This window comes from Methylobacterium sp. 17Sr1-1, assembly GCF_003173775.1.
Taxonomy (GTDB): Bacteria; Pseudomonadota; Alphaproteobacteria; order Rhizobiales; family Beijerinckiaceae; genus Methylobacterium.
Map to the genome: position 1 here is coordinate 2,520,487 of NZ_CP029552.1, position 26,319 is coordinate 2,546,805.

Consider the following 26,319-nt stretch of genomic DNA (forward strand, 5'->3'; position numbering starts at 1 on the left):
CTTGATCAGGCCGCGCGCTTCTGCGCGAAGGCGGTGACGTCGACCACCCGGGTCGCCACCGCCTCGCGCACGTCGGTGTCGTGGAAGATGCCGAGCAAAGCCGCGCCGGCGGCCTGGCGGGCGCGGATCAGCTCCACCACCACGGCGCGGTTCCGCGCGTCGAGGGAGGCGGTCGGCTCGTCGAGGAGCAGGACCGGCCGCTCGGCGATCAGCCCGCGGGCGATGTTGACCCGCTGCTGCTCGCCGCCCGAGAAGGTCGCGGGCGGCAGGTCCCACAGGCGCTCGGGCAGGTTGAGGCGGGACAAAAGCTCTTCTGCGCGGGCGAGCGCGAGATCGGCGGAGAGGCCGCCCTCGCGGCCGGCGGAGGCCACCACCTCGCGGGCGCCGACCCGCGGGATCACCCGCAGGAATTGCGACACGTAGGAGATCGTGCGGCGCCGCAGGACCAGAACCTCGCGGGGCGAGGCGGAGGCGACGTCGATGCGCTCCTTCCCGTCGCGCACCAGGATCTCGCCCCGGTCGCAGCGATAGTTGCCGTAGGCCATCTTCAGGAGCGAGGACTTGCCGGCGCCCGAGGGCCCGCCGAGCACCACGCACTCGCCCGGATACACCGCGAGGTCGGCGCCCGCCATCACCGGCAGCTGCACGCCGCCGCGCAGGTGCAGGGTGAAGGTCTTGGCCACGTCGCGGAATTCGAGGGCGGGGAGGGTTCGATCGGGCATCATGCGGCGAGCACCGAGGAGACGAGGAGCTGGGTGTAGGGCTCGGCGGGATCGTCGAGCACCTGGTCGGTGAGGCCGGTCTCGATCACCCGGCCGGCGCGCATCACCATCACCCGGTGCGACAGGAGGCGGGCCACCGCGAGGTCGTGGGTGACGATGATCACCGCGAGGCCGAGCTCGGCGACGAGGCCGCGGATCAGGTCGAGGAGGCGGGCCTGGACCGAGACGTCGAGCCCCGAGGTCGGCTCGTCCATCAGCACCAGGCGTGGGCCGGTGACGAGGTTGCGGGCGATCTGGAGCCGCTGGCGCATGCCGCCGGAGAACCGCGTCGGCGGGTCGTCGACCCGGTCGGCGGCGATCTCGACCTTGGCGAGCCAGTCGAGCGCCGTGCCGCGGATCTGGCCGTAATGGCGCGCACCCGCCCCCATCAGCCGCTCGCCGACATTGCCGCCGGCCGAGACCGCCATGCGCAGGCCCTTGGCCGCGTCCTGGCGCACGAAGCCCCAATCGGTCCGCATCAGGGCCCGGCGCTCGGCCTCGCTCAACTCGCCAAGGTCGCGCATGACCCCGTCGCGCATCCGGTAGGAGACGGTGCCGGAATCCGGGGAAAGCTCCGTGGCGACGAGCGAGAGCAGCGTCGACTTGCCGGAGCCCGACTCGCCGACGATCGCCAGCACCTCGCCGGGATCGAGGTCGAACGAGACGTCGGCGCAGGCCGTGCGGGCACCGTAATGCTTGGTCAGGCCGCGGGCCTGGAGCAGGGCGTCGCTCATGCGGTCTCCTCCGCGTCGCGGGTGAAGGGGGATCGAGCCGGAAGCTGTAGCCATAAGCCTCGAAGCCGAGGCTCTCGTAGAAGCGGTGGGCCGGCTTGGCGTCGACGTTCGAGGACAGGGCGAGCTTGTAGCAGCCCTTCTCGGCGGCGAGCCGTCCGGCCTCCCGCATCATCCGCCGGCCGAGGCCGGTGCCGCGCTCGACCTCCGCCACCACCACGCTCTCGACGAGGGCGGAGGGCATGCCCCAATGGGCGATGTTGTCGAGGATCACGAGGCAGAAGGTGCCGACGATCCGGCCCCCGGTTTCCGCGACGTAGAGCCGGTAATCGGGATAGGCGTCGAGGCGGGCGAGCAGGGCCTCGGCCTGGGGCAGGGGGGCGACCCGGCCGTGATTCAGCTCGGAGTAGAGGCCGAGCACGGCCGGCAGGTCGGGCTTTTCCGCCCGGCGGACGACGAAGTCAGACACGCGCCGCCTCCTCGACGCCGCCGGTCCCGGTATGCCCGTCGGCGCGCCGCTCCTCGCAATGGTCGGTGTCCGAGCAGACGAACATCCGCCCGCCGGCGTCGTCGAGCAGCACCTCGTCGAGGTAGACGCCCTCGGCGCCGCAGAGCGCGCACGGCTTGTCGAAGCGCTGGACCCGGAACGGATGGTCCTCGAAATCGAGGCTGCGCACCGTCGTGTAGGGCGGCACGGCGTAGATCCGCTTCTCGCGGCCGGCGCCGAACACTTGCAGCGCCGGGCTGTCGTCCATCTTCGGGTTGTCGAATTTCGGGGTCGGCGAGGGGTCCATGACGTAGCGGCCCGCGACCTCGACCGGGTAGGCGTAGGTGGTGGCGATGTGGCCGTGGCGGGCGATGTCCTCGTAGAGCTTGACGTGCATCAGCCCGTACTCGGACAGGGCGTGGAGCTGGCGCGTCTCGGTCTCCCGCGGCTCGAGGAAGCGCAGGGGCTCGGGGATCGGCACCTGGTAGACCAGGACCTGGCCCTCATGCAGCGGCGCCTCCGGGATGCGGTGGCGGGTCTGGATCACCGTGGCCTCCCGGGTGTGGGTGGTGACGGCGACGTTCGCCGTGCGGGCGAAGAAGGCGCGGATCGACACCGCGTTGGTGGTGTCGTCCGAGCCCTGGTCGATGACCTTGAGCACGTCGGCCCGCCCCAGGATCGCGGCGGTGACCTGCACCCCGCCGGTGCCCCAGCCGTAGGGCATCGGCATCTCGCGCGAGGCGAAGGGCACCTGGTAGCCGGGGATCGCGATCGCCTTGAGGATCGCCCGGCGGATCATCCGCTTGGTGCCCTCGTCGAGATAGGCGAAGTTGTAGCCGGTCTCGGGGTCGGCGGTCGTCATTCCGCGGCCTCCTTCATCTCGGTCTCGGGCGCCGCGCGTTTCGCGGCGTGCTCGGCGCGCAGGCGCCGCACCAGCTCCAGCTCGGCCTGGAAGTCGACGTAGTGGGGCAGCTTCAGGTGCTCGACGAAGCCGGTCGCCTGGAGCGCGTCGCAATGGGCCAGCACGAATTCCTGGTCCTGGGCCGGGGCGCCGACCGGCTCGCCGAGTTCTTGCGCCCGGAGCGCCCGGTCGACCAGGGCCATCGCCATCGCCTTGCGCTCGCTCTGGCCGAAGGCGAGGCCGTAGCCGCGGGTGAACTGGGGCGGCACCTCGGCACTGCCGTGGAACTGGTTGACCATCTGGCACTCGGTGAGCGCCACCTCGCCCAGCGGCACCGGAAAGCCCAGCTCCTCCGGCACGAACTCGACCGCCACGGTGCCCACCCGGATCTCGCCGACGAAGGGGTGGGTGCGGCCGTAGCCGCGCTGCGTCGAGTAGCCGAGCGCCAGGACGAAGCCCTCGTCGCCCCGCGCCAGCGCCTGGAGCCGGAGCGCCCGGTCGGCCGGGAAATCGAGCGGCTCGCGGGTGAGGTCGCCGGGTGGGGTGCCGTCGTCGGGGGCGGAGGGCTCGATCAGGCCGTCCTGGCCCAGCAGATCGGTGACCCGCGGGGCGTGGGCGGCATCCGCCAGCGGCTCGGCCTCCTCGGCCAACGGCGCCTCGCCCGCGGCGGCGAGCGAAAAATCGATCAGCCGGTGGGTGTAGTCGAAGGTCGGGCCGAGCACCTGGCCGCCGGGCAGGTCCTTGTAGGTGGCGGAGATCCGGCGGCGCAACGTCATGGCGCCGGTCTCGACCGGCTCGGAGGCGCCGAAGCGGGGCAGGGTGGTGCGGTAGGCCCGCACCAGGAACACCGCCTCGATCAGGTCGCCGCGCGCCTGCTTGAGGGCGAGCGCCGCGAGGTCGGGATCGTGCAGCGAGCCCTCGGTCATCACCCGGTCGACGAGGAGCGCCATCTGCTCGCGGATCTGCGCCACCGAGAGCTCGGGGACGCGCGCGTCGCCCCGGCGGGTCTCGGCGAGGAGCCGGTGCGCGTTGGCGATGGCGGCCTCGCCGCCCTTCACGGCCACGTACATGGCGATCAGCCTCCGGTGACGCGGGTGGAGCGCGGCAGGGCCGCGAGGCGGCCGGGCGCGGCGAGGATCAGGTCGATCCCTTGCGGGAAGCCGGCGTGGTTGCGGCCGAGCCGGTCGCGCATGTCCGCCGGCAACGGCGCGGCGGAGAGCGTCGCGCTGCCCTTGATGCCCGGCCCGTCGAGGCGCCAGCCCGGGCGGTCCGAGAGGTCGGAGACCGCCAGCACCAGGGTCGCGGAGCGGTCGGGATAGGCCGGCGTGCCTTGCGCGAAGGCGTTGAAATCGGGGCAGGCGGCGGGGTCGGAGACCAGCGCGAAGGCGGCGTCAAGCGGATCCGCGGTGATGCGCGCGCCGGTATGGAAGCGGAGAAAACTCGCCACGGCAGGGTTTTTCGCGAGCGCCCCGTCGAGCCAGAGCGGCGCGTCGGCGTCAGTGAGTGCCAGGGCGATGGCGGCGAGTTCGGGCGTCAGCGGCGCCGGGGGTGCCAGCTCCGTCACGAGGGGCTGGATCGTGCCGGGGCGCGCGAGGGCGTCCATCACGGCGCGGAAGACGCCCTGGGCGTCATGGACCGGATCGGCAAAGCCGCGGGCGAGCATCAGTCTTCTCCCCGAGCCATGGTGAAGAAGTTCACCCGCGTCGCCGCGGTCCGGCGCGCTTCCGCCGAGCGCTCCTCCGCCCGGCGGGTCGCGACGGGGCGGAGCGCCGCCTCGACCGCCGCGCGCCGCTCCCGGACCTGCCACAGCGCGTCGAGGGTCGCGGCGAGCCGCGCCTTCGCCCGGTCGCGGCCGAGATGGTAGGCGAAGCCGGTCTCGCCGGTCCCCAGGCGGACCGCCGCCCGGGTCACCGTCGCCTCGCCGAGGTTGAAGGGCTGCCCGTCGCCGCCGATGCGGCCGCGGGTCATCACCAACCCGGTCTCCGGCGGGCGCAGGTCCTCGGTCGGCTCGACGTCGCCCAGCACGGAGAGAGCGTCGCGCAGCTCCTCGGCGCGGGCCTCGCCGCACAGAGCCATCACGGCGCGGCGGGCGGCGAGATCGGGCGTTTCATCGGGGGATGGGGTATGGTCGGGCATCGGGTCTGCCTGCTGGCTTCCGTGCTGTCGTATGGCCTCGCGGTTGTCTAATGGTATAGACAACCGACAACCGAGGAGCAAATGAAACTTGGATGACGGTATGAGCGCAGGGAGCGACGGTCCGGTGACGGACGGCACGGTGACGATCCTGGCGCGGGGCGAGGGCCTGGCGGCGTGGCGCCAGATCGCGGACGGGCTGACTGCCGACATCGAGGCCGGCCGCCTCGGCCCCGGCAGCCAGCTGCCGACGGAGGCGGCGCTCGCGGCGCGGTTCGGCGTCAACCGCCACACCGTGCGCCGGGCGCTGGCGGCGCTCGCCGAGCGCGGGCTGGTGCGGGCGACGCAGGGGCGCGGCACCTTCGTGGAGACGCCGCGGCTCGCCTACCCGATCGGCCGGCGCACCCGCTTCTCGGAGATCGTCAGCAAGGCCGGCCGCGAGGCCTGGGGGGACCTGATCGCGGCGGACAGCGTGCCGGCCGATCCCGGTACCGCGGAGGCCTTGGGGGTAGCCCCCGGCTCGGCCATGCTCGCATTGCTGACCATCCACCGCGCCGACGGCACGCCGCTCTCGACCGCCCGCACCTGCCTGCCGCTGCCGCGCTTCGACGGTTTCGCGGCGGCCTACGCGGCCCTCGGCTCGCTCACCCGCGCCTACGCGGAATTCGGCATCGCCGACTACACCCGCCTGTCCACCCGCATCACCGCCCGCCCGGCCGCCGCCGACGAGGCCGCCCGCCTCGACCTCGCGCCCGGCCGGGTCCTGATCGTGCTCTCGAGCGTCAACGTCGATGCGGCGGGCGTCCCGATCCAGGCGACGCAGAGCCTGTTCGCGGCGGACCGGGTGGAGCTGGTGGTCGAGGGGTAGGCGTCCACCCTTGAGCCCGCCCCCTTTCCCGGACGACTGAAACGACGTGGAAGGAGATCCGGGATCCAGGAGAGAGGTGCCGCGAAGCGGCTCCATACGCTGCACCGTTGCAGACGAACGGTCGCTTCGCGAGTTCTTATGCGGGATCCCGGATCTCCTTACCGCTGTCGCTTCAGTCGTCCGGGAAAGGGGAGCGCGGGAGAAGCGACCGGTGGGCACGAGCACCCGTCCCGAACCTCCTGCCGCAGCGGAGGTTATCGCTGCAACGTCACGCCGGAGCCCCCGATGCCCACCCGCCCGACCGTCGCCGCCCTGCTCCTCCTCGCCGCCGCGGTGCCGCTCGGCTGGCCCGCCTCCGCGCAGGCCGGGCCGGCGCAGGATTACCAGTACCAGCGCCGGCAGCTCGGCCGGGGCCAGGTTTGCCGGCCGCCGCTGAAATTCGCGGCCGGCGCCTGCGTGCGGCGCTGCCCGGCGGGCTACCAGGACAACGGCGGGTATTGCCGCCTGCGCAACATGGTGCGCTGACGGGCGCGGCCCTACTTCACCGCCGTCACCAGCGGGCAGCCCCCCTCGGTGAGCGGCCGGAACGCCTCGTCGCCCGGCACGGTGGCGACGAGCTTGTAGAGGTCCCACTCGCCCGTCGATTCCTTCGGCGTCTTCACCTGCATCAGGTACATGTCGTGGACCATGCGGCCGTCCTCGCGGATCCGGCCGTTCGTCGCGAACATGTCGTTGACCGGCGTCTCGCGCATCTTGGCGATCACGGTCTTCGCGTCGTCGGTGCCGGCGGCCTGCACGGCCTTGAGGTAGTGCAGCACCGAGGAATAGACGCCGGCCTGGTGCATCGTCGGCATCAGCCCGGCCTTCTCCTTGAAGCGGGTGCCGAAGGCGCGGGTCTCGGGCGTGCGATCCCAGTAGAAGGCGGTGGTCAGGAGCAGGCCCTGCGCCACCTCGATGCCGAGGCTGTGGACGTCGTCGATGTTGATGAGGAGCGCCAGCAGGGTCTGGCCGCCCTGGACGATGCCGAATTCGTGCGCCTGCTTGATGGCGTTGACGGTGTCGCCGCCGGCATTGGCGAAGGCGACGAGCTTGGCGCCCGAGGCCTGCGCCTGGAGCAGGAACGACGAGAAGTCGGCGGTGGCGAAGGGCGCGCGGACGGTGGAGACCACCTTGCCGCCGGAGCGCTTCACCTCCGCGATGGCGTCGCGCTCCAGCGCGTGGCCGAAGGCGTAGTCGGCGGTGACGAAGGCCCAGGTGTCGAGCCCCTTCTTCACCGCGGCGTTCCCGGAGACGTGCGACAGCGCGTAGGTGTCGTAGGTCCACTGGATGCCGGTGGGCGAGCATTGCGGCCCGGTGAGGTCCGAGGTGCCGCCGCCCGAGACGATCAGCAGCCGGCCCTTCTCCTTGGCGACCTGCTGCACCGCGAGCGCCACCGAGGAGGTCGGCACGTCGAGGATCACGTCGACGCCCTCGCGGTCGTACCATTGCCGGGCGATGTTGGAGCCGACGTCGGGCTTGTTCTGGTGGTCGGCGAAGACGACCTCGATCGGCTTGCCGTCGAGGGTGCCCCCAAAATCCTTCACCGCCATCTCGGCGGCGATCACCGAGCCGCGGCCGGTGGAATCGGCGTAGACGCTCGACATGTCGTTGAGCACGGCGAGCTTGACCTTGCCGTCGCTGAGCCGCGGCTCGGCGGCGCGGACGGGGCCGGCGAGCGCCGCCAGGGACGCGGCGGCGAGGAGCAGGGTGCGGAAAGGGATGGCGGGCATCAGGGCGTTCTCCCGGGCGCGCGTGCCGCTTCTCGGCGAGCGGATCGTGGCGCCCGGGGGCCATGAGAGGGTGCGGGGCGGCGGCGCGCAAGCCCCGGGACCGAGCGGACAGGCTTGCGCCCGCGAGCCTCCTCAGGCCTTGGCCGGTCCCGCCTCGGCCAGGTAGGCCCAGGCCGCCGCCTCGTCGGCGAGGTCGAAGGTCTTCGTGTCCACCGGCAGCACCGTCCCGGACAGGTTGATCATCGCGCGGGCGAAGGCCGGCGCGCCGACCACCACGTATTTGCGGATATGCGCCACCGAGCGGGCCATCACCGATGTGGCGTAGCCGTCGAAGCGCGCGCCGAGATCCGAGCCCTCGTAGTTCGACATGACCAGCAGCATGTCGATCGTGCCGTACGTCTTCATGGCGTCGTCGGTGATCGAGGACATCCACTCGATGTCCGGCTTGGTGATCCGGTCCATGACCTCGAAGGCGATGAGGTCGGGCCGCGGGGATTCGCGCCGGACGACCGACCCGTCGGGGCTTGCATTCATGACGACCTCGCGACGCCGCGCGCAAGAGACGATCGGGACGAGTGCGGCGCGTGGCGGGAGAACGGTTTTTCGGGCGTTTCGATCCCGCGACCCGCGGTCCCGATCCGCGCGGATCGGCCGCCCGGAGGCTTAGCGAGGGGCGGCCCGGCGCGCAGGGGGAGGTCGGCCGCGACGGGATCGCGCTCCTGCGCCGCATCAGGTCGGTGCGCCCGCGCCGGGCCCGGGGAGACCGGAGGCGACGTGGCGCAGCTTGTCGGGGTTGCGGGTGACGTAGATCGCGGTGATCCGGCCTTCCTCGATGGCGAGCGCCGTCGTCTGGACCAGGCCGCCGCGCTCGCGGCTGACATAGCCCGGCAGCCCGTCGATCCAGAGGGGAGCGACCAGTGCGGCCCGGTCCGGGCCCCACTTGCACCGGACCCCGGCGAAGAGGCGCAGCAGGCGCTCCAGCCCGGCGATCGGGTTGCGGAAGGCCAGGACCTTGCCGCCCCCGTCGGAGTGCAGCACCGCGTTCCGCGCCAGCAGGCTACGCAGGGCCGCGACGTCGCCGCTCGTCGAGGCGTCGAAGAAGGCGCGGGCGATCCGCTCGCCCTCCTCCCGTGCCACCGGGAAGCGCGGCCGGGCCGCGCGCACGTGGCGGCGGGCCCGCACCGCGAGCTGGCGCACCGCGGCGGCCTCGCGGCCGAGGGCGTCCGCCACCGCGCCGAGCGGCAGGTCGAACACGTCGTGGAGCAGGAAGGCCGCGCGCTCGAGCGGCGACAGGCGCTCCAGCGCCAGCATCAGGGTCAGGGTGAGGTCGTCCTCGTCCACGCCCTCCGCCTCCGGCTCGATCAGCGGCTCGGGCAGCCAGGCGCCCACATAGGTCTCCCGCCGGGCGCGGGCCGACTTCATCTGGTCGAGGCAGAGCCGGGTCACGATGCGGGCGAGGAACGGGTAGGGCGCCGCGACCGCGCTCCGGTCGGCGGCGACCCAGCGCAGCCAGGCCTCCTGCACCACGTCCTCGGCCTCGCTGCGCGCGCCGAGCATGCGGTAGGCGATGCGCAGGAGCCGGGACCGGTGAGCCTCGAAGGTGGCGGTCGCCGTGTCGGCCTGCGACAGGGCGCGGGGGCGGCGCGATCCCGCGACGGCGGGATCCTCGCACGGGGGCGAGGGGGCGGTCACGGCCGGTCCGGCACCGTCAGCGCGCGATCCTCCGTGTCGACGACGAAGACCGCGAGCAGCCGGGACGTGTCCGTGGCGCTGGCATTGGCGCTGACGGCGTGATGGTCGCCCGGCTGCTCGACGAAGCTCTCGCCGGCCCGGTAGACCCGCTCCGGCCCGTCATTGACGCGGCTGCGGATCGCGCCCTCGACCACCGTCGCGGTGATGAAGGCCGAGGCCGCGTGCCGGTGGGCGGGGGAGGACCCGCCCGGCCCGTATTCGACGAGGACGCCGCGCAGGCTCTTGCCGGGCACGGTCGGCAGGGGATGGTCGAAGACCGTCGTGACGCGGGCCTCGCCCGCCCGCAACTCCGCCGCGGCGGCCGGGGCAGCGGCCCCGGCGGGAATGCCGGCCAGGGAACCGGCGAAGAGCCCGGCGAGAAGATGGAAACCGATGAGCGTCCGGCGCATGGGATCCTCCGTCGGTCAGGCCGCCGCCAGCCAGGTCTCGAACCGCGTCGGCCCGAGGCGCGAGGCGGCCGGGTCGGCGGGAACGAGGGATCCGCGCTCCAGCCTGGCGCCGAAATAGCGCGCCGCCCGGTCGGCCGACACCGTCCGGCCGTCGCCGGCGGCGGCGATGCGGCGGGCGACGAAGTCGCGGAACGGCGCCCGGTCCGGCCCGGCGATCTCGACCGTCCCGTTCGCGGGCGCCGCGACCGCCACCTGGGCGAGGGCGGCCGCGACGTCGGCCGCGGCGATCGGCTGGAAATCGGCGTCGGGCACGACGAGCCGGTCGCCCGCGACCGCCGCCTCGGCGATGGTGGCGACGAACTCGTAGAACTGCGTCGCGCGCACGATCGTGTAGGGCAGGCCGGCGGCCGCGATCAGCCGCTCCTGCGCGAGCTTCGCCCGGAAGTACCCGTTCTCCTCCAGGCGGTCGGTGCCGACGATCGAGAGGGCGACGTGGTGGCGGATGCCCGCCCGCCGTCCGGCCTCGAGCAGGTTGCGGCTCGACCGCTCGAAGAAGTCGAGCACCGAAGCGGGCTCGAAGGACGGCGCGTTCGCCACGTCGACCACCACCGCGGCCCCGGCGAGCGCCTCCGCGAGGCCGTCCCCCGTGAGCGCGTTCACCCCCGTGCTCGGCGAGGCGGCGACCGTCTCGTGCCCCTCGTCCCGAAGCTTCGCGGTCACCTGCCTGCCGATGAGCCCGCTTCCCCCGATCACAACGATCTTCATGACACCCGTCTCCTCGCGTGGAACGGGCGATCACCCGTTCGACGACAGGACGAGGCAGGGGGTAGGGATCGTGACACGCGGCCGGGAAAAAAAGTCCGGCCGGCGCCGGCCTCAGGCCGGCAGCACCACCACCTTCGTCTTCACCGGCGTCTGGTTGTAGAGGTGGATCATGTCCTGGCTCAGCAGGCCGACGCAGCCGCTGGTGATGCCCGAGCCGATCGATTCCGGGTCGCTGCTGGCGTAGATCGTGTAGAGCGTGTAGGCGCCGTTCTGGTAGAGGTGCAGGGTGCGGGCGCCGAGCGGGTTGTCGAGGCCGCCCGGCATGCCGCGGGCGTATTTCGCCGCCTCCGGCTGGCGCCGGATCATCTCCTTGGGCGGGGTCCAGGTCGCCCACTCGCTCTTGCGCCCGACATAGGCGTCGCCGCTCCACCGGAACCCGTCGCGGCCGACATTGGCGCCGTAGCGGGTCGCGCGGCCGCCCTCCTCGATCCGGTAGACGTAATAGTTCGCCGGATCGACCACGATCGTGCCGGGCGCCTCCTTGGAGGCGTATTGCACGGTCCGGCGGTAGTATTTCGGGTTGACCTTGCTGACGTCGACCGCCGGGATCGGAAATTTCTCCGTCGGCACCGGCCCGTAGAGGGCCGAGGCGTCGGCGAGGCTCATCCCGTCGGTGGTCGCGCAGCCGGCGAGACCGAGGCCGCCCAGGCACGCGGCCGAGCCGAGCAGGAACGACCGGCGGTGCAGTTGCCCTGGTACGCCGTCCTCACGCGCGCCGGCCCCGGCGCTTCCCGTCCTCACGATCATGATCTCGGACTTCCCGTATCCCGTTGCCGGACGAGGAGACGGTATTGCTGCCCGAAGGCCACCGACCGTCGTGATCGCCCGGCGGACCCTGCCGCCCCATGGCCGAGCTGGCAAGGGCCCGTCCGGCCCGTCCGACGCGTCGCGGATGGAGGTGTCCCGGCTAGGGGCGGGCTCCGCGGGCGTTGCCGCCCTCGCGCGCGGCCCCATCTGTCGTCGGAGAGCAACACTGCAGGAGAATTCGCGATGCGCTTCGAACTCTACCGGGACGGCAAGGGCGAGTGGCGCTGGCGCCTGCGGGCCGAGAACGGCGAGGTGGTGGCCGATTCGGGCGAGGGCTACGTCCGCCGCGAGGATTGCGAGCACGGCATCGCCCTGGTGAAGGGCGCCGCCAACGCCCGGGTGGTCGACATGACGCTCAAGATGGCGTGACAGACGGCACTCGCCCCCTGCGCCTTCGACACGCCTCGTTCACCCTGTGACGTACGACGCGCAACGGTTTCCCGACTCCGTGCGTTTCCGCGGTCCATGCCTCCCTCCGGAGGCCCGCACGAGTGAGGAACCGACCACGTGCTGAAGACCGTGATGCTGGCCGCTGGCCTGATCCTGGGCGGCGCCGCCGCTCTGCCGCAGGGCGCCACCGCCGCTCCGCTGACCGAGACCGCTGCTTCGGCGACGGACGCTCTGCCGACGACCTGGGCGCAATATGGCTATTACGGCCATCGCCGCCACTTCGGCCCTCGCTACGGCTATGGCTATCGCCGCCATTTCGGCCCGCCCTACGGCCGCGCCTACGGCTTCCGCCGCCACTATGGTCCCCGCGGCTTCGGCCACGGCCCGCGCGGCTATTATCGCGGGTTCTGACCCGCTTCGACGGCCGGCCGCCCCATCCGGGGCGGCCGTGCCGCAATCTCGCCGCATCTATGACCTTGGCTGTAAGGGCCTGGCCGTTCCGGCGGCCGGGCTTGGCTCATGGCGGGTCCGCTCAAGCGGCGGCCCCGCCCCACAACCAAGGGGAACCGGAATGCCGCACACCATCGCGGAGCGTCGCCGGCGCGTCGAAGCGCAGCTTCAGGACTACGAGCGGATCCTGGCGGAGATCCGCTCCTCGGCGGGCCTCGGCGCCAACAGCCGCGCCCTCCAGCTCCAGCACGCCCGTCTGATCTCGGACGCGCGCACCGAACTGGCGTCGCTCGACGCCGCGCTGGCCAACCTCTAACGGCAATCGATCCCGGTCCCGCGGCGTCACGCGGGACCCTTCAGGGCGTCGCGCGCCGCGTCGTAGAACGCGACGATGTCCTCCGGGTAGATCTGCACGCCCGGCGCCGCGAGCTCGGCCCGCGGCCACCAGCGGTGCTCGGCCAGGACCTCGACCTCGTGCGGCGTCCAGCCGTCGCGGGAGAGGGGATCGCTCCCGGCCCGCACGGCGAAGAAGCGCTCCCGCGCCCGGACCCATTCGCCGTCGGGCATCCTCATCGCGAAACGGCGCTCGCCGAGCATCGGCGCCGTCGCAGGGCAGGGGAGGCCTGTCTCCTCGCGCAGCTCCCGGACGGCGGCTTCAGCAAAACTCTCGCCCGGCTCGACGCCGCCGCCCGGCGTCGCCCAGTACACCTCCCCGGCGAGCGCGCCGGTGCGGAAGGCGAAGCGGAACAGCAGCAGCCGGTCATCGCCGTCGAGCACCAGGAGGCGGGCGGCAGGGCGTTCGCGCAAGGGCACCGTCGATCCCGTGTCACGTCCGTCCATCGCACGACCTCGCATGGGAGAGCTGGAGCGGACGCCTTAACGGGTTTCGGGAAAGGCCGCACCACGGGCCGCCACGACCCGTGTTGACACCTGAAAACGAATGAACGATCGTTTCAATCGAAGGACCGCCCGACGGTCCACGAACGATCACGGGTGGAACCGCCGATGCTGCAGCGTGCGGACAGCTACGCCGACCTCGTGGCGCAATTCCGCTGGCGGATTCCGGTCCGCTACAACATCGGCACCGACGTCTGCGACCGGCGCGCCCCGGGCAATCCCCTGGCGCTGATCCATCTCGAGCCCGACGGCTCGGTCCGGCGATACGGCTTCGACGACCTGCGCCGGCTGTCGAACCGCTTCGCCAACGTGCTGGCGGCGCACGGCCTCGCGCGCGGCGACCGGATCGGCGTGCTGCTGCCGCAATCGCCCGAGACGGCGGTCGCCCACATCACGGGCTTTCGCGCCGGGCTCATCACCATCCCGCTCTTCGTGCTGTTCGGGCCCGACGCGCTGGCCTACCGCCTCGGCAACAGCGGCGCGAAGGCGGTGGTGACCGACCGGGCCGGGGCCGCGCTGCTCTCCGGAATCCGCGAGGGGCTCCCCGCCCTGGAGCGGGTCTACTGCATCGACGGACCGGCGGACGGGGCGGAGGATTTCCACGCCCTGTGCGCCCGGGCCTCGGACGCCTTCGCGCCGGTCGACACGGCCGCCGACGACCCGGCGGTCATCATCTACACCTCGGGCACCACCGGCGACCCGAAGGGAGCCTTGCACGCCCACCGGGTGCTGCTCGGCCACCTGCCGGGGGTCGAGATGCCCCAGCGCTTCCTGCCGCAAGCGGGCGACCGGTTCTGGACCCCGGCCGACTGGGCCTGGATCGGCGGCCTCCTCGACGTGCTGCTGCCGGCCCTGCACCACGGCGTGCCGGTGGTCTCGCACCGGGCCAGGAAATTCGATCCCGAGGCGGCGTTCCGGCTGATGGCCGAGCACGAGGTGCGCAACGTCTTCCTGCCGCCCACCGCCATGAAGCTGATGCGCCAGGCCCGCACCACGCCCTATCCGGGCCTGAATCTGCGCTCGGTCGGCAGCGGCGGCGAGAGCCTGGGGGCGGAGATGCTGGCCTGGGGCGAGGCGGTGCTCCGTGTGCCGATCAACGAGTTCTACGGCCAGACCGAGTGCAACCTCGTCGTCTCCTCCTGCGCCGACCTGTTTCCCGCCCGCCCCGGCGCGATGGGCCGGCCGGTGCCCGGCCACGACGTGCGCATCGTCGACGGCGACGGGCAGGAGGTCCCCGACGGCACCACCGGCCACATCGCGGTGCGCCGGCCCGACCCGGTGATGTTCCTCGGCTACTGGCAGAACCCGGAGGCGACGGAGCGGAAATTCATCGGCGAGTGGCTGATCACCGGCGATCTCGGCCGGCGCGACCCGGACGGCTTCCTGTGGTTCGTCGGCCGCGACGACGACGTGATCACCTCGGCCGGCTACCGGATCGGCCCAGGCGAGATCGAGGATTGCCTGCTGCGCCACCCGGCGGTGGCGATGTGCGGCGTCGTCGGCGTGCCGGACCCGGTGCGGACCGAGACGGTGAAGGCCTTCATCGTGCTGAAGGGCGGGGTCGCGGGCACGCCGGACCTGGCCCGCGAGATCCAGGACTTCGTGCGCACGCGGCTCGCCGCCCACGAGTACCCGCGCCATGTCGCCTTCGTGGAGGAACTGCCGATGACCGCCACGGGGAAGATCATCCGGCGGGCGCTGCGTGAGCGGGACGGGGCGTGACGATGATGTCGACGACAGGTCGATCGATCGCCCGATATCAGACACACCTCGTCATCCCGGGTTCCGCTTTCGCAGCCCCCGGATGACGAGGAGGATGACGGGACGTCCGGCGACCAACGACCGGATGCCGCGACGAAACCGGGAGGACACCATGCCGACATCCACGCTCCGACGGGCATCCCGCGCCCTGGCGCTCGCCGCCGCGTCCCTGATCACCCTCGCCCAGGCACACGCCGCCGGCCCCACCCGCGTCACCCTCGGGGTGCTGAACGACCGGGCCGGGCCCTATTCCGACCTCGCCGGCGAGGGCTCGGTGGTGGCGGCCGAGATGGCCGCCGCCGACTTCAAGGCGCAGAATCCCGGTTTCGACATCCGGGTCCTCTCCGCCGACCACCAGAACAAGCCCGACATCGGCGCCGGCATCGTGCGCCAGTGGATCGACCGCGACGACCTCGACGTCGTGCTCGACGTGCCGTTCTCCTCGGTGGCGCTCGCGGTGCACCAGATCGTGCGCGAGAAGAACCGGCTGATGATCAATTCCGGTGCGGGCGCCTCGGAGATCACCGGGGCGCTCTGCTCGCCCAACACCATCCACTGGACCTACGACACCTGGGCGCTCGCCAACGGCACCGGCGGCGCGATGGTGCGCTCGGGCGGCGACACCTGGTTCTTCGTCACCGCCGACTACGCCTTCGGCAAGGCGCTGGAGCGCGACGTGTCGGAGGTGGTCGCGCGCAACGGCGGCACGGTGCTGGGCTCGGTCCGCCACCCGGTCGCGGCGACCGACTATTCCTCCTTCCTGATCCAGGCGCAGGGCTCGAAGGCCAAGGTGATCGGGCTGGCGAATGCCGGCAGCGACACCATCAACACCATCAAGCAGGGGGCCGAGTTCGGCGTCGCCGAGGGCGGGCAGCGCCTCGCCGGCCTGCTGGTCTTCCTGAGCGACGTGCATTCCCTCGGCCTCAAGGTGGCGCAGGGGCTGGTGCTGACGGAGGCCTTCTACTGGGACCTCAACGACGGCACCCGCGCCTGGTCGCGCCGCTTCGCCGAGCGCCACAAGGGCCGGATGCCGACCATGGTCCAGGCCGGCGTCTACGCGGGCATGATGCACTACCTGCGGGCGGTGAGGGCGACCGGCAGCAAGGACCCCGCCACGGTCACGGCCGAAATGCGCCGCGTGCCGGCGGAGGATCCCTTGTTCGGCCGCTCCGAGGTGCGGGCCGACGGGCGGGTGACCCACCCGATGTACCTGTTCGAGGTGAAGAAGCCCTCCGAGTCGAAGGGCCCCTGGGACTATTACCGTCTGGTCTCGACCATCCCCGCCGACCAGGCCTTCCGGCCGCTCCAGGCCGGCAACTGCCCGCTGGTGACGAAATGAAGCTCCATCACTGCGTCGGCGCCCGCTCGTTCCGGCCGCTCTGGGCCCTCGAGGCGCTGGACCTGCCCTACGAGCTGGCGATGCTGCCGTTCCCGCCGCGGGTCCACGCCAAGGCGTACTTCGCCCTCAACCCGCTCGGCACGATCCCGCTGCTGGAAGACGGCGGGACGCGGATGACCGAATCGGCGGCGATCTGCGAGTATCTGGCGGCGCGCCACGGCGCCGGAGGGCTCGGCGTGCGGCCCGAGGAGGCGGAGTACGGCCGCTACCTCAACGCGCTGCATTTCGGCGAGGCGACCCTGACCTTCCCGCAGACCCTGGTGCTGCGCTACGGCCGGTTCGAGCCGCCGGAGCGGCGCAATCCCGGCCTCGTCGAGGATTATTCGCGATGGTTCCTGTCGCGGCTCAAGGGCTTCGGGACGGTGCTGGGCGACAGGCGCTTCGTCTGTGCCGGACGCTTCACCGCCGCCGACATCAGCATCGGCTACGCCCTGATGCTGGCCGAGTTCGCGGGCTTGGGCGAGCAGCTGCCGGACTTCGCCCGAACCTACTGGGAGGGCCTGAAGGCCGAGCCGTCCTACGCGCGGGCGCTCGCGGCGGAGCGGCGGGCGGCCGCGGCGCAGGGCGTCTCGCCGGTACCCTCGCCGCTCGGCGGCTGACGCCCGTTCAGTTCAGCAGCGCGGTGGCGCGCAGGCGCGCCACCGCGAAATCGACGAAGGTCCGCACCTTGGCGGGGGCGTGCCGCCCCTCCGGATGGAGCACGTGGATCGGCAGCGGCTCCTCCTCGTACTCGGCGAGCACGATCCGCAGCCGGCCCTCGCGCAGGGCGGGGCCGATCTGGTAGTGCAGCACCCGCGTCAGGCCCCATCCGGCGAGCGCGGCGGTGATGCACGCCTCGTTGGTGTTGGTCTCGAGCGCCGGACGGATGGTCATCCGCTCGTCGCCCGCGAACCGCCATTCGGGCGAGGCCCAGGACCCGGTCGAGACCGCGATGCGGTGCTGCTTCAGGTCCGCGGGCCGCGCCGGCACGCCGGCCCGCGCGAAGTAGCCCGGCGCCCCGCAGACGACGCGGCGCACCGCCCCGACCTTCACGGCGGTGAGGCCGGTATCCGGCAGGTGGCCGATGCGGATGGCGACGTCAATGCCCTCCTCGACGAGGTTGACCGGCCGGTCGACGAACAGGGTGCGGGCCGCCATCGCCGGGTAGGTATCGAGGTAGTCGGTCACGATCGGCAGGACGTGGATGTGCCCGAACAGGATCGGTGCCGTCACCGCGAGCGTCCCCGACGGCATGCCGTAGGAGCCCGCCGCCGCGGCCTCGGCCTCGGCGATGTCGGCCAGGATACGCCGGCAATCGGCGACGTAGCGCGCACCCGCCTCGGTGAGCTTCACCGACCGGGTGGTGCGCACGAACAAGCGCGCGCCGATCGCCTCTTCCAGAGCCGCCACCGCCCGGGTCACGACCGGGGGGCTCAGATGGAGGAGGCGCGCGGTCTCGGCAAAGCTCTCCGTCTCCGCCACCTTCGCGACGATGCGCATCGCCTGCCACCGGTCCACGGTCGATCGCTCCTCGTTCGGTTGCAGGCTCCGACGCCGACCGCGATCTGCGGCATTGCGCCGGGACGTCCCGCCGATCGCCGGTGGGAGGGCCGGTCCGTCTCACGCCTCGACGGAAGGGGCGGGGCGCCGCCTTCGTCGCCGGGTTGTCGCATCCGAGGAGTTCGACCAACGCCGTTCCGATCGGCGGAGCAAGGTGAGGCACTCCAGAAAACGATCGAAGGTTATGTCAGGAGTTTGATGAAGGCGGCGCCGGCTCCGAAGAAAGCGGCGCCGGCGGCCATGCTGGCAACGACGATCTGCCACGGGGCGAGCGCGCGATCACGTTCCATCTTGGCAGCTTCCGCCTGAAGCTTGGCCTGCTCGGACATCAGCTTGCGCTGCTCGGCGACGAACTTCTGCGTCTCCTCGATTGACCGGAGGACGCGTGCGACTTGTTCGGCGGTGTCGAGCGAAGCATCGGCCATCGGGACTATCCCACGGTCCGGACCGGGATTGCCCGTCACCGTGTCCGCAATATTCGGACGAGGACGATCGCCGTCAAGGACCCGCCGGATCGGGTTCCGAACTCCACCGGCCCGACCATGCGAAGGGTCGGCATCAGGGCAGGACAGTCTCGGGAGAAAAAACTCTACGATCGAATCAGGGCAATCCACGCCACGGCCCGCGCTCGACGCATGCGAATCGACCGAAAAAGGTCGCCGACGCAGCCAACATCAAAGTCAGGTCGTATGGAGGGGATGGTGGAGCTTAGCGGGATCGAACCGCTGACCTCCTGCATGCCATGCAGGCGCTCTCCCAGCTGAGCTAAAGCCCCATCCGTCAACCGCAGCGCTGGGTACGCTGTCGGGTTTCGTTGATCGCTGGCTGCGATCTGATCGTGTCAGGCGAAGCCTGAAGGAGGTTGGTGGAGCTTAGCGGGATCGAACCGCTGACCTCCTGCATGCCATGCAGGCGCTCTCCCAGCTGAGCTAAAGCCCCATCCGTCAGCCGCGGCGCTGGGTACGCCGGCGGTTTTCATCGTCTCGTCGTGATCGCGGATCGCGATCGGATCACCCCAGGCGGGCCTGAGGTGAGTTGGTGGAGCTTAGCGGGATCGAACCGCTGACCTCCTGCATGCCATGCAGGCGCTCTCCCAGCTGAGCTAAAGCCCCACGCTACGGGACGTATGGGATCCGTCCCGGAACCGGTCCGGCGCCCCCTCGCGGGGTCGCCGTCGGTGAGCGGCGGTATATGAGGGTGTGGCGCCGGACACAAGCCCTCGGGGCGGGTCTTCGCGAAGTTTTCGTGACTGCCGCGAATTCCACAGAGATACCAGCGCGTTGGGTGATGGCGGGTCCCGCCGCCATCGCTCAGCGCGCAGAAAAGAATTCAGGATTCCTCGTCGTTCTCGATGTCGCCGTCGATGAGGTCGGAGACGTCGTCGCCGCTCTCCTCGTCCTCCTCCAGGAAGGTGTCGTCGTCGCCGCCGGTATCGGCCACGTCGGCGTCATCGTCGTCGACCGAGACGTCGGCGCCGTCCTCGGCGGCCTCGACCTCGTCGAGGGAGACCATCTCGGGGGCGCCGGCCTCCTCCTCGGTCTCCTCTTCGCGCGGGGCGCGGTTGGCGATGGCCGGGGCGGGGACGCGGGTGCTGGAGAGAGCGGCGACCTGATAGACGGTGCCGCATTTGGGGCACACGGCGGGGTCCCTGCTGAGGTCGTAGAACTTCGCGCCGCAGCTCATGCACTGGCGCTTCAAGCCGAGTTCCGGTCTGGCCACGGTCGTCACGTTCCTGTCGATGTCGGTCAAGAGTGGGTTCGGTTAGTCGCGCCCGCCAGCCCTGTCAAATACCTGTGGGGCCGGCGGATGACGCGGCGAGGCCCGCGTGGTAACGACCCGGCCGTTTTCCCGCGCTCCTTTCCGCGATTCTCGAGAACCAGGCCGTCTGCCCGTGTCGCACGATTCCATTCCGTCCCCGATCACCGCCCAGGCCGGGACGGCCCTGCGGGGCCGGCTGCGGCCGCCCGGCGACAAGTCGATCTCGCACCGGGCGATGATCCTCGGGCTGCTCAGCCTCGGCGAGACCCGGATCGAGGGCCTCCTGGAGGGCGACGACGTGCTGCGCACCGCCGCCGCCGCCAAGGCGCTCGGCGCCGGGATCGACCGCGACGGCGAGGGGCGCTGGCGGGTGCGTGGGGTCGGCGTCGGCGGCCTGTCGGACCCGGAGGGCGTGCTCGATTTCGGCAATGCCGGCACCGGCTCGCGGCTGATGATGGGCGTCGTCGGCGGCCATCCGGTCACCGCGACCTTCGACGGCGACGCCTCGCTCCGCAAGCGGCCGATGCGGCGGATCCTCGATCCGCTGGTGCAGATGGGCGTCACGGTCGTCGAGCAGGCCGAGGGCGGCCGGGTGCCGCTGACCCTGCGCGGCCCCCGCGAGGCGGTGCCGATCACCTACGAGAGCCCGGTCGCCTCGGCGCAGGTGAAGTCGGCGGTGCTGCTCGCCGGGCTCAACGCACCCGGCGTCACCACGGTGGTCGAGGCCGCCGCGACCCGCGACCACACCGAGCGGATGCTGCGTCTCTTCGGCGCCCATGTCGAGGTCGAGGCGATCGGCCCCGGCGGCCACGGCCGGCGCATCGCGCTCACCGGCCAGCCGACCCTGAAGGCCACCGACGTGGTGGTGCCGGCCGATCCGTCCTCGGCCGCCTTCGCGCTCGTCGCCGGCCTCGTGGTGCCGGGCTCCGAGGTGGTGATCGAGGGGGTGATGATGAATCCCCTGCGCACCGGCCTCCTCACCACGCTCATCGAGATGGGCGGCGACATCGAGCGGCTGAACGGGCGCGAGGAGGGCGGCGAGACCGTCGCCGACCTGCGGGTGCGCCACAGCCGGCTCACGGGCGTGACGGTGCCGCCCGAGCGGGCGCCGGCGATGATCGACGAGTACCCGGTGCTCGCGGTGGCGGCTTCCTGCGCGCACGGCACCACCCGGATGCAGGGCCTGCACGAATTGCGGGTGAAGGAATCCGACCGCCTCGCCGCGGTGGCGGCGGGGCTGAGGGTCAACGGCGTTTCTCACGTCGTCGAGGGCGACGACCTGATCGTCCACGGCGACGGCGCTGCCCCGCAGGGCGGCGGCACGGTCGAGACCCATCTCGACCACCGCATCGCCATGGCGTTCCTGGTCCTGGGCCTGGTCGCCCGCCGGCCGGTGACGGTCGACGACGGCGCGATGATCGCGACGAGCTACCCCGCCTTCCTCGCCGACATGCGGGCGCTCGGCGCACGCCTCGACGCATGAGGGCGCCGATGATCATCGCGATCGACGGGCCGGCGGCCTCCGGCAAGGGGACGCTGGCCAAGCGCCTGGCGCAGCATTACCGCCTGCCCCACCTCGATACCGGCCTGCTCTACCGGGCCGTGGCGCTGACGCTCCTCGACGCGGAGCGGGACCTCGCCGACGCGGCCGCGGCTGAGGCCGCCGCGCAGGCGCTCCAGCCGGCCTTCCTCGCCGATCCGCGCCTGCGCGGCAGCGCCATGGGCGAGGCGGCCTCGATCGTCTCGGCGCAACCGGCGGTGCGCGCCGCGCTCCTCGACTGGCAGCGCCGCTTCGCCGGCTCGGCCGAGGGCGCCGTGCTCGACGGGCGCGACATCGGCACCGTGGTCTGCCCGGACGCCGCCGTGAAGCTGTTCGTCACCGCCTCGGCGGAAGAGCGCGCCCGGCGCCGCCACCGCGAGCTCGACGGCCGCGGCGATCCGGTTCCCTACGAGGCGGTGCTGGCCGACATCCTGCGCCGCGACGCCCGCGACGCCGACCGCGACGCCGCCCCCTTGCGGGTGGCGGAGGACGCGGTGGTGCTCGACACCACGGCGCTCGACGCCGACGCCGCCTTCCGGGCCGCCACCGACGTGGTCGAGGGGCGGGGCGGCGCGAGGGACTGACCGCCGGGGCACGCTTCCTCCATCCCAACCCACGACATCGTCCTGAGATGATTCGTTTTTCCCCTTGATCCGTTCGAACAAAGATAAAGCTCGGCTCCCCTCTCCCGAGTGGGAGAGGGGAGCCCGCGCTTTATTGAATCTGCATCAGGTCACGCAGAAGCCGTATCAGTCGAACATCGGTCACCTGACACCCCTCCGCCACGAAGCCGTGGCAGATCGTTCTCGACATCGCGCGCGATCCGCCGCGCCCTCCACTTCGGACACCCGCCTCCCATGATCCGCCTCGACAAGATCGCCAAGCAGAACGGCAACCAGCTCCTCTTCATCGAGGCCTCGGCGGCGTTGCAGCGCGGCGAGAAGGTCGGGCTCGTCGGCCCCAACGGCGCCGGCAAGACGACGCTGTTCCGGATGATCACCGGCGAGGAGCAGCCCGACGAGGGCCAGGTCTCGTCCGATCGCGGCATCACGATCGGGTATTTCAGCCAGGACGTCGGCGAGATGGCCGGCCGCAGCGTTCTCTCCGAGGTGATGGACGGCGCCGGCCCGGTGAGCGAGATCGCGACCGAGCTGCGCGAGATCGAGACGGCGCTCGCCGATCCCGACCGGGCCGACGAGATGGAGGCGCTGGTCGAGCGCTACGGCGAGGTGCAGGGGCGGTTCGAGGAACTGGGCGGCTACGCGCTCGAGGGCCGGGCGCACGAGGTGCTGGCGGGCCTCAGCTTTTCGCCCGAGATGATCGAGGGCGATGTCGGCGCCCTGTCGGGCGGCTGGAAGATGCGCGTCGCGCTCGCCCGCATCCTGCTCATGAACCCCGACGTGATGCTGCTCGACGAGCCGAGCAACCACCTCGACATCGAGAGCCTGATCTGGCTCGAGGACTTCCTCCGGGGCTTCGACGGCGCGCTGCTGATGACCTCGCACGACCGGGCGTTCATGAACCGGATCGTCGGCAAGATCATCGAGATCGACGCCGGCTCGCTCACGACCTATTCGGGCGACTACGCCTTCTACGAGCAGCAGCGGGCGCAGAACGAGGCGCAGCAGCAGGCGCAGTTCGAGCGCCAGCAGGCGATGCTGGCGAAGGAGATCAAGTTCATCGAGCGCTTCAAGGCGCGCGCCTCGCACGCCGCCCAGGTGCAGAGCCGGGTGAAGAAGCTCGACAAGATCGAGCGCGTCGAGCCGCCGCGCCGCCGCCAGAGCGTCGCCTTCGACTTCCCCGCAGCACCCCGCTCGGGCGACGACGTGATCAGCCTGAAATCGGTGCGCAAGAGCTACGGCAGCCGCACGATCTATGACGGGCTCGATTTCGGCATCCGCCGCAAGGAGCGCTGGTGCGTGATGGGCGTCAACGGCGCCGGCAAGTCGACCCTGCTCAAGCTCGCCACCGGCACCACCGCGCCGGATGCCGGCTCCGTCACGATCGGAGCCAGCGTCAAGCTCGGCTACTTCGCCCAGCACGCGATGGACATCCTCGACGGCGAGCGCACGGTGTTCGAGTTCCTGGAGGATTCTTTCCCGCAGGCCGGCCAGGGCTCGCTGCGGACCCTCGCCGGCTGCTTCGGCTTCTCGGGCGACGACGTCGAGAAGCGCTGCCGGGTGCTCTCGGGCGGCGAGAAGGCGCGGCTCGCCATGGCCCGCATGCTCTACGACCCGCCGAACTTCCTCGTCCTCGACGAGCCGACCAACCACCTCGACGTCGGCACCAAGGACATGCTGATCGCCGCGCTCGCCCAGTACGAGGGCACGATGCTGTTCGTCTCGCACGACCGGCACTTCCTCGCCGCCCTGTCGAACCGGGTGCTGGAGCTGACGCCGGACGGCATCCATCAGTATGGCGGCGGGTATTCGGAATACGTCGAGAAGACCGGGCGGGAGGCGCCGGGCCTGCGGCATTGAGGGGGTGGAGCCGGTTCCGCCTTCAGGGACAGCCCTGAAAGCCACAGGGTCATCCCGGGGCCGCGAAGCGGAGCCCGGGATGACCCTGTGGATGGTCAAGCCGTCGAGAGAGTCGATCCGCCCGAGCACCGATCCACCAGCATCGCCGCCACCGCCTCCGCCGGGACCGGCCGGCTGATGAGGTAGCCCTGCACCTCGGTGCAGCCGGCATCCCGCAGATGCGCCAGCTGCTCCTCGGTCTCGACGCCCTCGGCGGTCGTGGTCATGTCGAGGCTGTCGGCCAGCGTCGTCACCGCCCGCACGATGGCCAGCGCGTCGGGCCGCACCGCGAGGTCGGCCACGAAGGCGCGGTCGATCTTGATCTTGTCGAACGGGAAGGCCCGCAGGTAGCCGAGCGACGAGTAGCCGGTGCCGAAATCGTCCATGGCGATCCGCACGCCGAGCCGTTTCAGGCGGTGCAGGATGGCGAGCGTCGAGGCGTTGTCCTGCAGCAGCACCCCCTCGGTGATCTCGAGTTCGAGCCGATGGGGATCGAGCCCCGCGTCGCGCAGGGCCGCGATCACGGTGGCGTCGATGTCACCGGTGCGGAACTGCACCGGCGAGAGGTTGACCGAGACCCGGAGGGCTTGCGGCCAGCGCGCCGCCTCGCGGCAGGCCTGGCGCAGGACCCACTCGCCGAGCGGCACGATCATGCCGGTCTCCTCGGCGATCGGCACGAAGGCGGCGGGGCTGACCACGCCGCGGACCGGGTGGTGCCAGCGCACCAGCGCCTCGAATCCGGCGATCCGGTTGGTCGCGAGGTCGAGGAACGGCTGGAACGCCAGGGCGAATTGCTGCTCGGCGAGCGCCGCCCGCAGGTCGAGCTCGACGCTGCGCCGGGTCTGGATCGCCACGTCCATCGCGGGCTCGAAGAAGCGGTGGACGCCTCTCCCTTCGGCCTTCGCGCGGTAGAGCGCCATGTCGGCGGCCCGCAGCAGGCCCTCGGGATCCTGCCCGTCGGTCGGGGTGAGCGCGATCCCGATGCTGAGGCCGACCGCGACGCGCTGGCCGTCGATCTCGTAGTCGCGCCCGACCGCCTCGATCAGCCGGCCGGCGAGGCGTCCGGCGCGGAAGCGCGAGGTCGGCCGCAGGACCAGCGCGAACTCGTCGCCGCCGAGGCGGGCCAGGGTCGCGAGGCCGGCCTCGTTGCGGATCGCCGCGGCGAGCCGGGCGGTCACCTCGCGCAGCAGCTTGTCGCCGACCGCGTGGCCGAGGGTGTCGTTGACGGTCTTGAACCGGTCGAGGTCGAGGCACAGGACCGCCGTGGCGCCGCCCGAGGCCGGCGCCTGCGCCAGAGCCTCGGCCAGGCCCTCGTGCAGCAGGGCCCGGTTGGGCAGGCCGGTCAGCGCGTCGTGGCGCGCCATGTGGACGATCTGCGCCTCGGCGCGCTTGGCGGCGGTGACGTCCTCGTGCACCGTGACGAAGCCGCCCTCCGGGGTCGGCGCGTAGGTGACGGCGATGACCCGTCCGTCGCTCAGCGTCTGGTCGAGCCGGTAGCGGGCGCGGGTGGCCAGCCGCTCGCTGACCTGGAGCCAGGCCTCCTCGGGCCGCAGGCCCGGGAAGTTGCCGGCCTCGGTGCGGCGGTGGATCAGCTCTTCGGCGGTGATGCCCGGATGCACCGTCTCGGGCGACAGGCCGTAAAGGTCGAGGAACTGCCGGTTGACCACCGTGACCCGGTGTTCGGCGTCGAACAGGACGAGGCCGTGCGACATGTGGGCGAGGGCATGGTCGAGCCAGCGGTTCTGCTCGGCCAGGCGCGCATCGGCCCGCGCCCGGTCGGTCGCGTCCTCGTGCACCACCAGGGTGCCGCCGTCCGGCAGCGGCGCGATCGTGGTCTTGAGCAGGACGCCGTTCGGCAGGTGCCGCTCGCGCTGGAGCCGGACCCGCTGCGCGATGCGCGCGGACGCGTAGTCCCAGGCCTCGTCGGGATTCAGATGCGGGTAGTTGCCCGCGCCGGCGCTGGTGCGGATCATGCGCTCCAGCGGCGTACCGGGGCGCAGCAGCTCCTGCGGCAGCCCGAAGATGTCGCGGAGCCGCGCGTTATGGGCGGTCAGCCGCAGGTCGGCATCGAACAGGCTGACGCCGAGGGGCAGGTTCTCCACCACCGCCTCGAAGCGTCGCGACTGCTCATCGAACCGTCGCGACTGCTCCTCGCAGCGTTGCGCCTGTTCGCGCTCCGCCACGGCCGGCCCGGACAGCTCGGCCCCGAGCCCGCGCCACCCGGTGACGGTCCCGTCCGCGGCGAGCAGCGGCGCCCCGCCGAACCGGAACCAGCGGGTCCGGCCGTCCCGGTGCCGGTGCGGCCGGATCACGTCCCGGAACGGGATCGGGCTCCGGAGCGGCGCGTCGTCGTCCGGGTCGCCGTCGAGCCCCGGCCAGGGGCGCCCGAGCGGCTCGGCCGCGCCGGTCAGCGCCGCGTAGCGCCCGCGCACCCTCGTCAGCCGCAAGCCCGCGTCGGTCTCCCAGACCCAGTCGGCGGCGAGGATGTCGAGATCGAGATCGTCGGGCAGCATCACGCGGTCTTCTACGGGCGTCCCCTTGGGTCTCACAAAATCGCTGCGATTTCCTTTCTCGGATTGTATCCGCGGGTTCCTGCTACCTGTGGGTCGGGGACCGGCGGCCCTCGACACGGTGCGAAGCGTC

At 71.8% G+C, this 26,319-nt stretch carries 28 protein-coding genes and 3 tRNA genes; 11 read left to right on the top strand and 20 right to left on the bottom strand.

What is annotated here, in order from left to right:
• Positions 1–5 precede the first annotated feature (5 nt).
• The 6 genes from phnL to phnG form a co-directional block, all read right to left on the bottom strand.
• Positions 6–722: a phosphonate C-P lyase system protein PhnL gene (gene phnL / locus DK412_RS11385; protein WP_109975203.1), complete on the bottom strand. Its 717-nt coding sequence runs from the start codon at positions 720–722 to the stop codon at positions 6–8.
• Positions 722–1,495, bottom strand: coding sequence for a phosphonate C-P lyase system protein PhnK (gene phnK / locus DK412_RS11390; protein ID WP_109972039.1), 774 nt, complete (start codon positions 1,493–1,495; stop codon positions 722–724). The genes phnL and phnK overlap by 1 nt, the downstream gene beginning before the upstream one ends.
• A gap of 458 nt (positions 1,496–1,953) precedes the next feature.
• The gene (locus DK412_RS11400; protein WP_109972040.1) at positions 1,954–2,841 is read right to left on the bottom strand and encodes an alpha-D-ribose 1-methylphosphonate 5-phosphate C-P-lyase PhnJ; all 888 of its coding nucleotides are present in this window, start codon (positions 2,839–2,841) and stop codon (positions 1,954–1,956) included.
• Positions 2,838–3,950, bottom strand: coding sequence for a carbon-phosphorus lyase complex subunit PhnI (locus tag DK412_RS11405; RefSeq protein WP_109972041.1), 1,113 nt, complete (start codon positions 3,948–3,950; stop codon positions 2,838–2,840). The genes DK412_RS11400 and DK412_RS11405 overlap by 4 nt, the downstream gene beginning before the upstream one ends.
• 5 nt (positions 3,951–3,955) lie before the next feature.
• Entirely contained in the window at positions 3,956–4,543 is a 588-nt protein-coding gene (gene phnH / locus DK412_RS11410; RefSeq protein WP_109972042.1) for a phosphonate C-P lyase system protein PhnH, read from the bottom strand.
• Positions 4,543–5,016, bottom strand: coding sequence for a phosphonate C-P lyase system protein PhnG (phnG, locus tag DK412_RS11415; RefSeq protein WP_109972043.1), 474 nt, complete (start codon positions 5,014–5,016; stop codon positions 4,543–4,545). The genes phnH and phnG overlap by 1 nt, the downstream gene beginning before the upstream one ends.
• 100 nt (positions 5,017–5,116) lie before the next feature.
• Between phnG and phnF the strand changes: the two genes are divergently transcribed.
• Both phnF and DK412_RS11425 read left to right on the top strand, forming a co-directional pair.
• Positions 5,117–5,881 (top strand): phosphonate metabolism transcriptional regulator PhnF, encoded by a 765-nt coding sequence (phnF, locus tag DK412_RS11420; RefSeq protein ID WP_109972044.1) that lies wholly within the window; start codon positions 5,117–5,119, stop codon positions 5,879–5,881.
• A gap of 285 nt (positions 5,882–6,166) precedes the next feature.
• Positions 6,167–6,406, top strand: coding sequence for a hypothetical protein (locus DK412_RS11425; protein ID WP_109972045.1), 240 nt, complete (start codon positions 6,167–6,169; stop codon positions 6,404–6,406).
• A gap of 11 nt (positions 6,407–6,417) precedes the next feature.
• Here the strand turns inward: DK412_RS11425 and DK412_RS11430 are convergent, their stop codons facing one another.
• The 6 genes from DK412_RS11430 to DK412_RS11455 form a co-directional block, all read right to left on the bottom strand.
• Complete coding sequence (locus DK412_RS11430; protein WP_109972046.1) at positions 6,418–7,650, bottom strand: ABC transporter substrate-binding protein; 1,233 nt, start codon at positions 7,648–7,650, stop codon at positions 6,418–6,420.
• Between the two features lie 132 nt (positions 7,651–7,782).
• The gene (locus tag DK412_RS11435) at positions 7,783–8,184 is read right to left on the bottom strand and encodes an STAS/SEC14 domain-containing protein (protein WP_109972047.1); all 402 of its coding nucleotides are present in this window, start codon (positions 8,182–8,184) and stop codon (positions 7,783–7,785) included.
• A 195-nt stretch (positions 8,185–8,379) separates the two neighbouring features.
• On the bottom strand, positions 8,380–9,279 hold the full coding sequence (locus tag DK412_RS11440) for a sigma-70 family RNA polymerase sigma factor (RefSeq protein ID WP_109975204.1): 900 nt from the start codon (positions 9,277–9,279) through the stop codon (positions 8,380–8,382).
• Positions 9,280–9,338: 59 nt separating this feature from the next.
• Positions 9,339–9,791, bottom strand: coding sequence for a cupin domain-containing protein (locus DK412_RS11445; protein ID WP_109972048.1), 453 nt, complete (start codon positions 9,789–9,791; stop codon positions 9,339–9,341).
• A 15-nt stretch (positions 9,792–9,806) separates the two neighbouring features.
• Positions 9,807–10,556 (bottom strand): SDR family oxidoreductase, encoded by a 750-nt coding sequence (locus DK412_RS11450; RefSeq protein ID WP_109972049.1) that lies wholly within the window; start codon positions 10,554–10,556, stop codon positions 9,807–9,809.
• A 111-nt stretch (positions 10,557–10,667) separates the two neighbouring features.
• Complete coding sequence (locus DK412_RS11455) at positions 10,668–11,363, bottom strand: L,D-transpeptidase (RefSeq protein ID WP_109972050.1); 696 nt, start codon at positions 11,361–11,363, stop codon at positions 10,668–10,670.
• Positions 11,364–11,606: 243 nt separating this feature from the next.
• Here DK412_RS11455 and DK412_RS11460 point away from each other — a divergent pair, with 243 nt between their 5' ends.
• From DK412_RS11460 to DK412_RS11470, 3 genes are all read left to right on the top strand, one after another.
• The gene (locus DK412_RS11460) at positions 11,607–11,792 is read left to right on the top strand and encodes a DUF1508 domain-containing protein (protein ID WP_093569369.1); all 186 of its coding nucleotides are present in this window, start codon (positions 11,607–11,609) and stop codon (positions 11,790–11,792) included.
• A gap of 138 nt (positions 11,793–11,930) precedes the next feature.
• A complete protein-coding gene (locus DK412_RS11465) occupies positions 11,931–12,224 on the top strand; it encodes a hypothetical protein (protein WP_109972051.1) in 294 nt (97 codons plus the stop codon).
• 160 nt (positions 12,225–12,384) lie between these two features.
• Positions 12,385–12,579: a hypothetical protein gene (locus DK412_RS11470; protein WP_109972052.1), complete on the top strand. Its 195-nt coding sequence runs from the start codon at positions 12,385–12,387 to the stop codon at positions 12,577–12,579.
• A gap of 26 nt (positions 12,580–12,605) precedes the next feature.
• On the opposite strand, the gene DK412_RS11475 is transcribed toward DK412_RS11470, so the two are convergent.
• A complete protein-coding gene (locus DK412_RS11475; RefSeq protein ID WP_109975205.1) occupies positions 12,606–13,070 on the bottom strand; it encodes an NUDIX domain-containing protein in 465 nt (154 codons plus the stop codon).
• A gap of 198 nt (positions 13,071–13,268) precedes the next feature.
• On the opposite strand from DK412_RS11475, the gene DK412_RS11480 reads away from it, so the two are divergent.
• From DK412_RS11480 to DK412_RS11490, 3 genes are all read left to right on the top strand, one after another.
• Entirely contained in the window at positions 13,269–14,882 is a 1,614-nt protein-coding gene (locus DK412_RS11480; protein ID WP_109972053.1) for an acyl-CoA synthetase, read from the top strand.
• A 151-nt stretch (positions 14,883–15,033) separates the two neighbouring features.
• On the top strand, positions 15,034–16,260 hold the full coding sequence (locus DK412_RS11485; protein ID WP_109972054.1) for an ABC transporter substrate-binding protein: 1,227 nt from the start codon (positions 15,034–15,036) through the stop codon (positions 16,258–16,260).
• On the top strand, positions 16,257–16,919 hold the full coding sequence (locus tag DK412_RS11490; protein ID WP_109972055.1) for a glutathione S-transferase: 663 nt from the start codon (positions 16,257–16,259) through the stop codon (positions 16,917–16,919). The genes DK412_RS11485 and DK412_RS11490 overlap by 4 nt, the downstream gene beginning before the upstream one ends.
• A gap of 7 nt (positions 16,920–16,926) precedes the next feature.
• Here the strand turns inward: DK412_RS11490 and DK412_RS11495 are convergent, their stop codons facing one another.
• The 6 genes from DK412_RS11495 to DK412_RS11520 all read right to left on the bottom strand — a co-directional run bounded on the left by DK412_RS11495 (position 16,927) and on the right by DK412_RS11520 (position 19,578).
• Positions 16,927–17,817: a LysR family transcriptional regulator gene (locus DK412_RS11495; RefSeq protein ID WP_109972056.1), complete on the bottom strand. Its 891-nt coding sequence runs from the start codon at positions 17,815–17,817 to the stop codon at positions 16,927–16,929.
• A 224-nt stretch (positions 17,818–18,041) separates the two neighbouring features.
• Complete coding sequence (locus DK412_RS11500) at positions 18,042–18,284, bottom strand: hypothetical protein (protein ID WP_109972057.1); 243 nt, start codon at positions 18,282–18,284, stop codon at positions 18,042–18,044.
• Positions 18,285–18,558: 274 nt separating this feature from the next.
• Positions 18,559–18,634, bottom strand: a tRNA-Ala gene (locus DK412_RS11505).
• A gap of 88 nt (positions 18,635–18,722) precedes the next feature.
• Positions 18,723–18,798: transfer RNA gene (locus DK412_RS11510), tRNA-Ala, on the bottom strand.
• A gap of 97 nt (positions 18,799–18,895) precedes the next feature.
• A tRNA-Ala gene (locus DK412_RS11515) sits at positions 18,896–18,971 on the bottom strand.
• Positions 18,972–19,188: 217 nt separating this feature from the next.
• A complete protein-coding gene (locus DK412_RS11520) occupies positions 19,189–19,578 on the bottom strand; it encodes a TIGR02300 family protein (RefSeq protein ID WP_109975206.1) in 390 nt (129 codons plus the stop codon).
• Between the two features lie 172 nt (positions 19,579–19,750).
• Here DK412_RS11520 and aroA point away from each other — a divergent pair, with 172 nt between their 5' ends.
• The 3 genes from aroA (at position 19,751) to DK412_RS11535 (ending at position 23,637) form a co-directional block, all read left to right on the top strand.
• Complete coding sequence (aroA, locus tag DK412_RS11525) at positions 19,751–21,100, top strand: 3-phosphoshikimate 1-carboxyvinyltransferase (RefSeq protein ID WP_109972058.1); 1,350 nt, start codon at positions 19,751–19,753, stop codon at positions 21,098–21,100.
• 8 nt (positions 21,101–21,108) lie between these two features.
• Positions 21,109–21,741, top strand: coding sequence for a (d)CMP kinase (gene cmk, locus DK412_RS11530; protein ID WP_109972059.1), 633 nt, complete (start codon positions 21,109–21,111; stop codon positions 21,739–21,741).
• A gap of 273 nt (positions 21,742–22,014) precedes the next feature.
• Positions 22,015–23,637 carry an ABC-F family ATP-binding cassette domain-containing protein gene (locus DK412_RS11535; RefSeq protein ID WP_109972060.1) on the top strand — a complete coding sequence of 541 codons (1,623 nt, stop codon included), beginning with the start codon at positions 22,015–22,017 and terminating at the stop codon, positions 23,635–23,637.
• A 95-nt stretch (positions 23,638–23,732) separates the two neighbouring features.
• Here the strand turns inward: DK412_RS11535 and DK412_RS11540 are convergent, their stop codons facing one another.
• A complete protein-coding gene (locus tag DK412_RS11540) occupies positions 23,733–26,189 on the bottom strand; it encodes an EAL domain-containing protein (protein WP_109972061.1) in 2,457 nt (818 codons plus the stop codon).
• Positions 26,190–26,319: the final 130 nt, after the last annotated feature.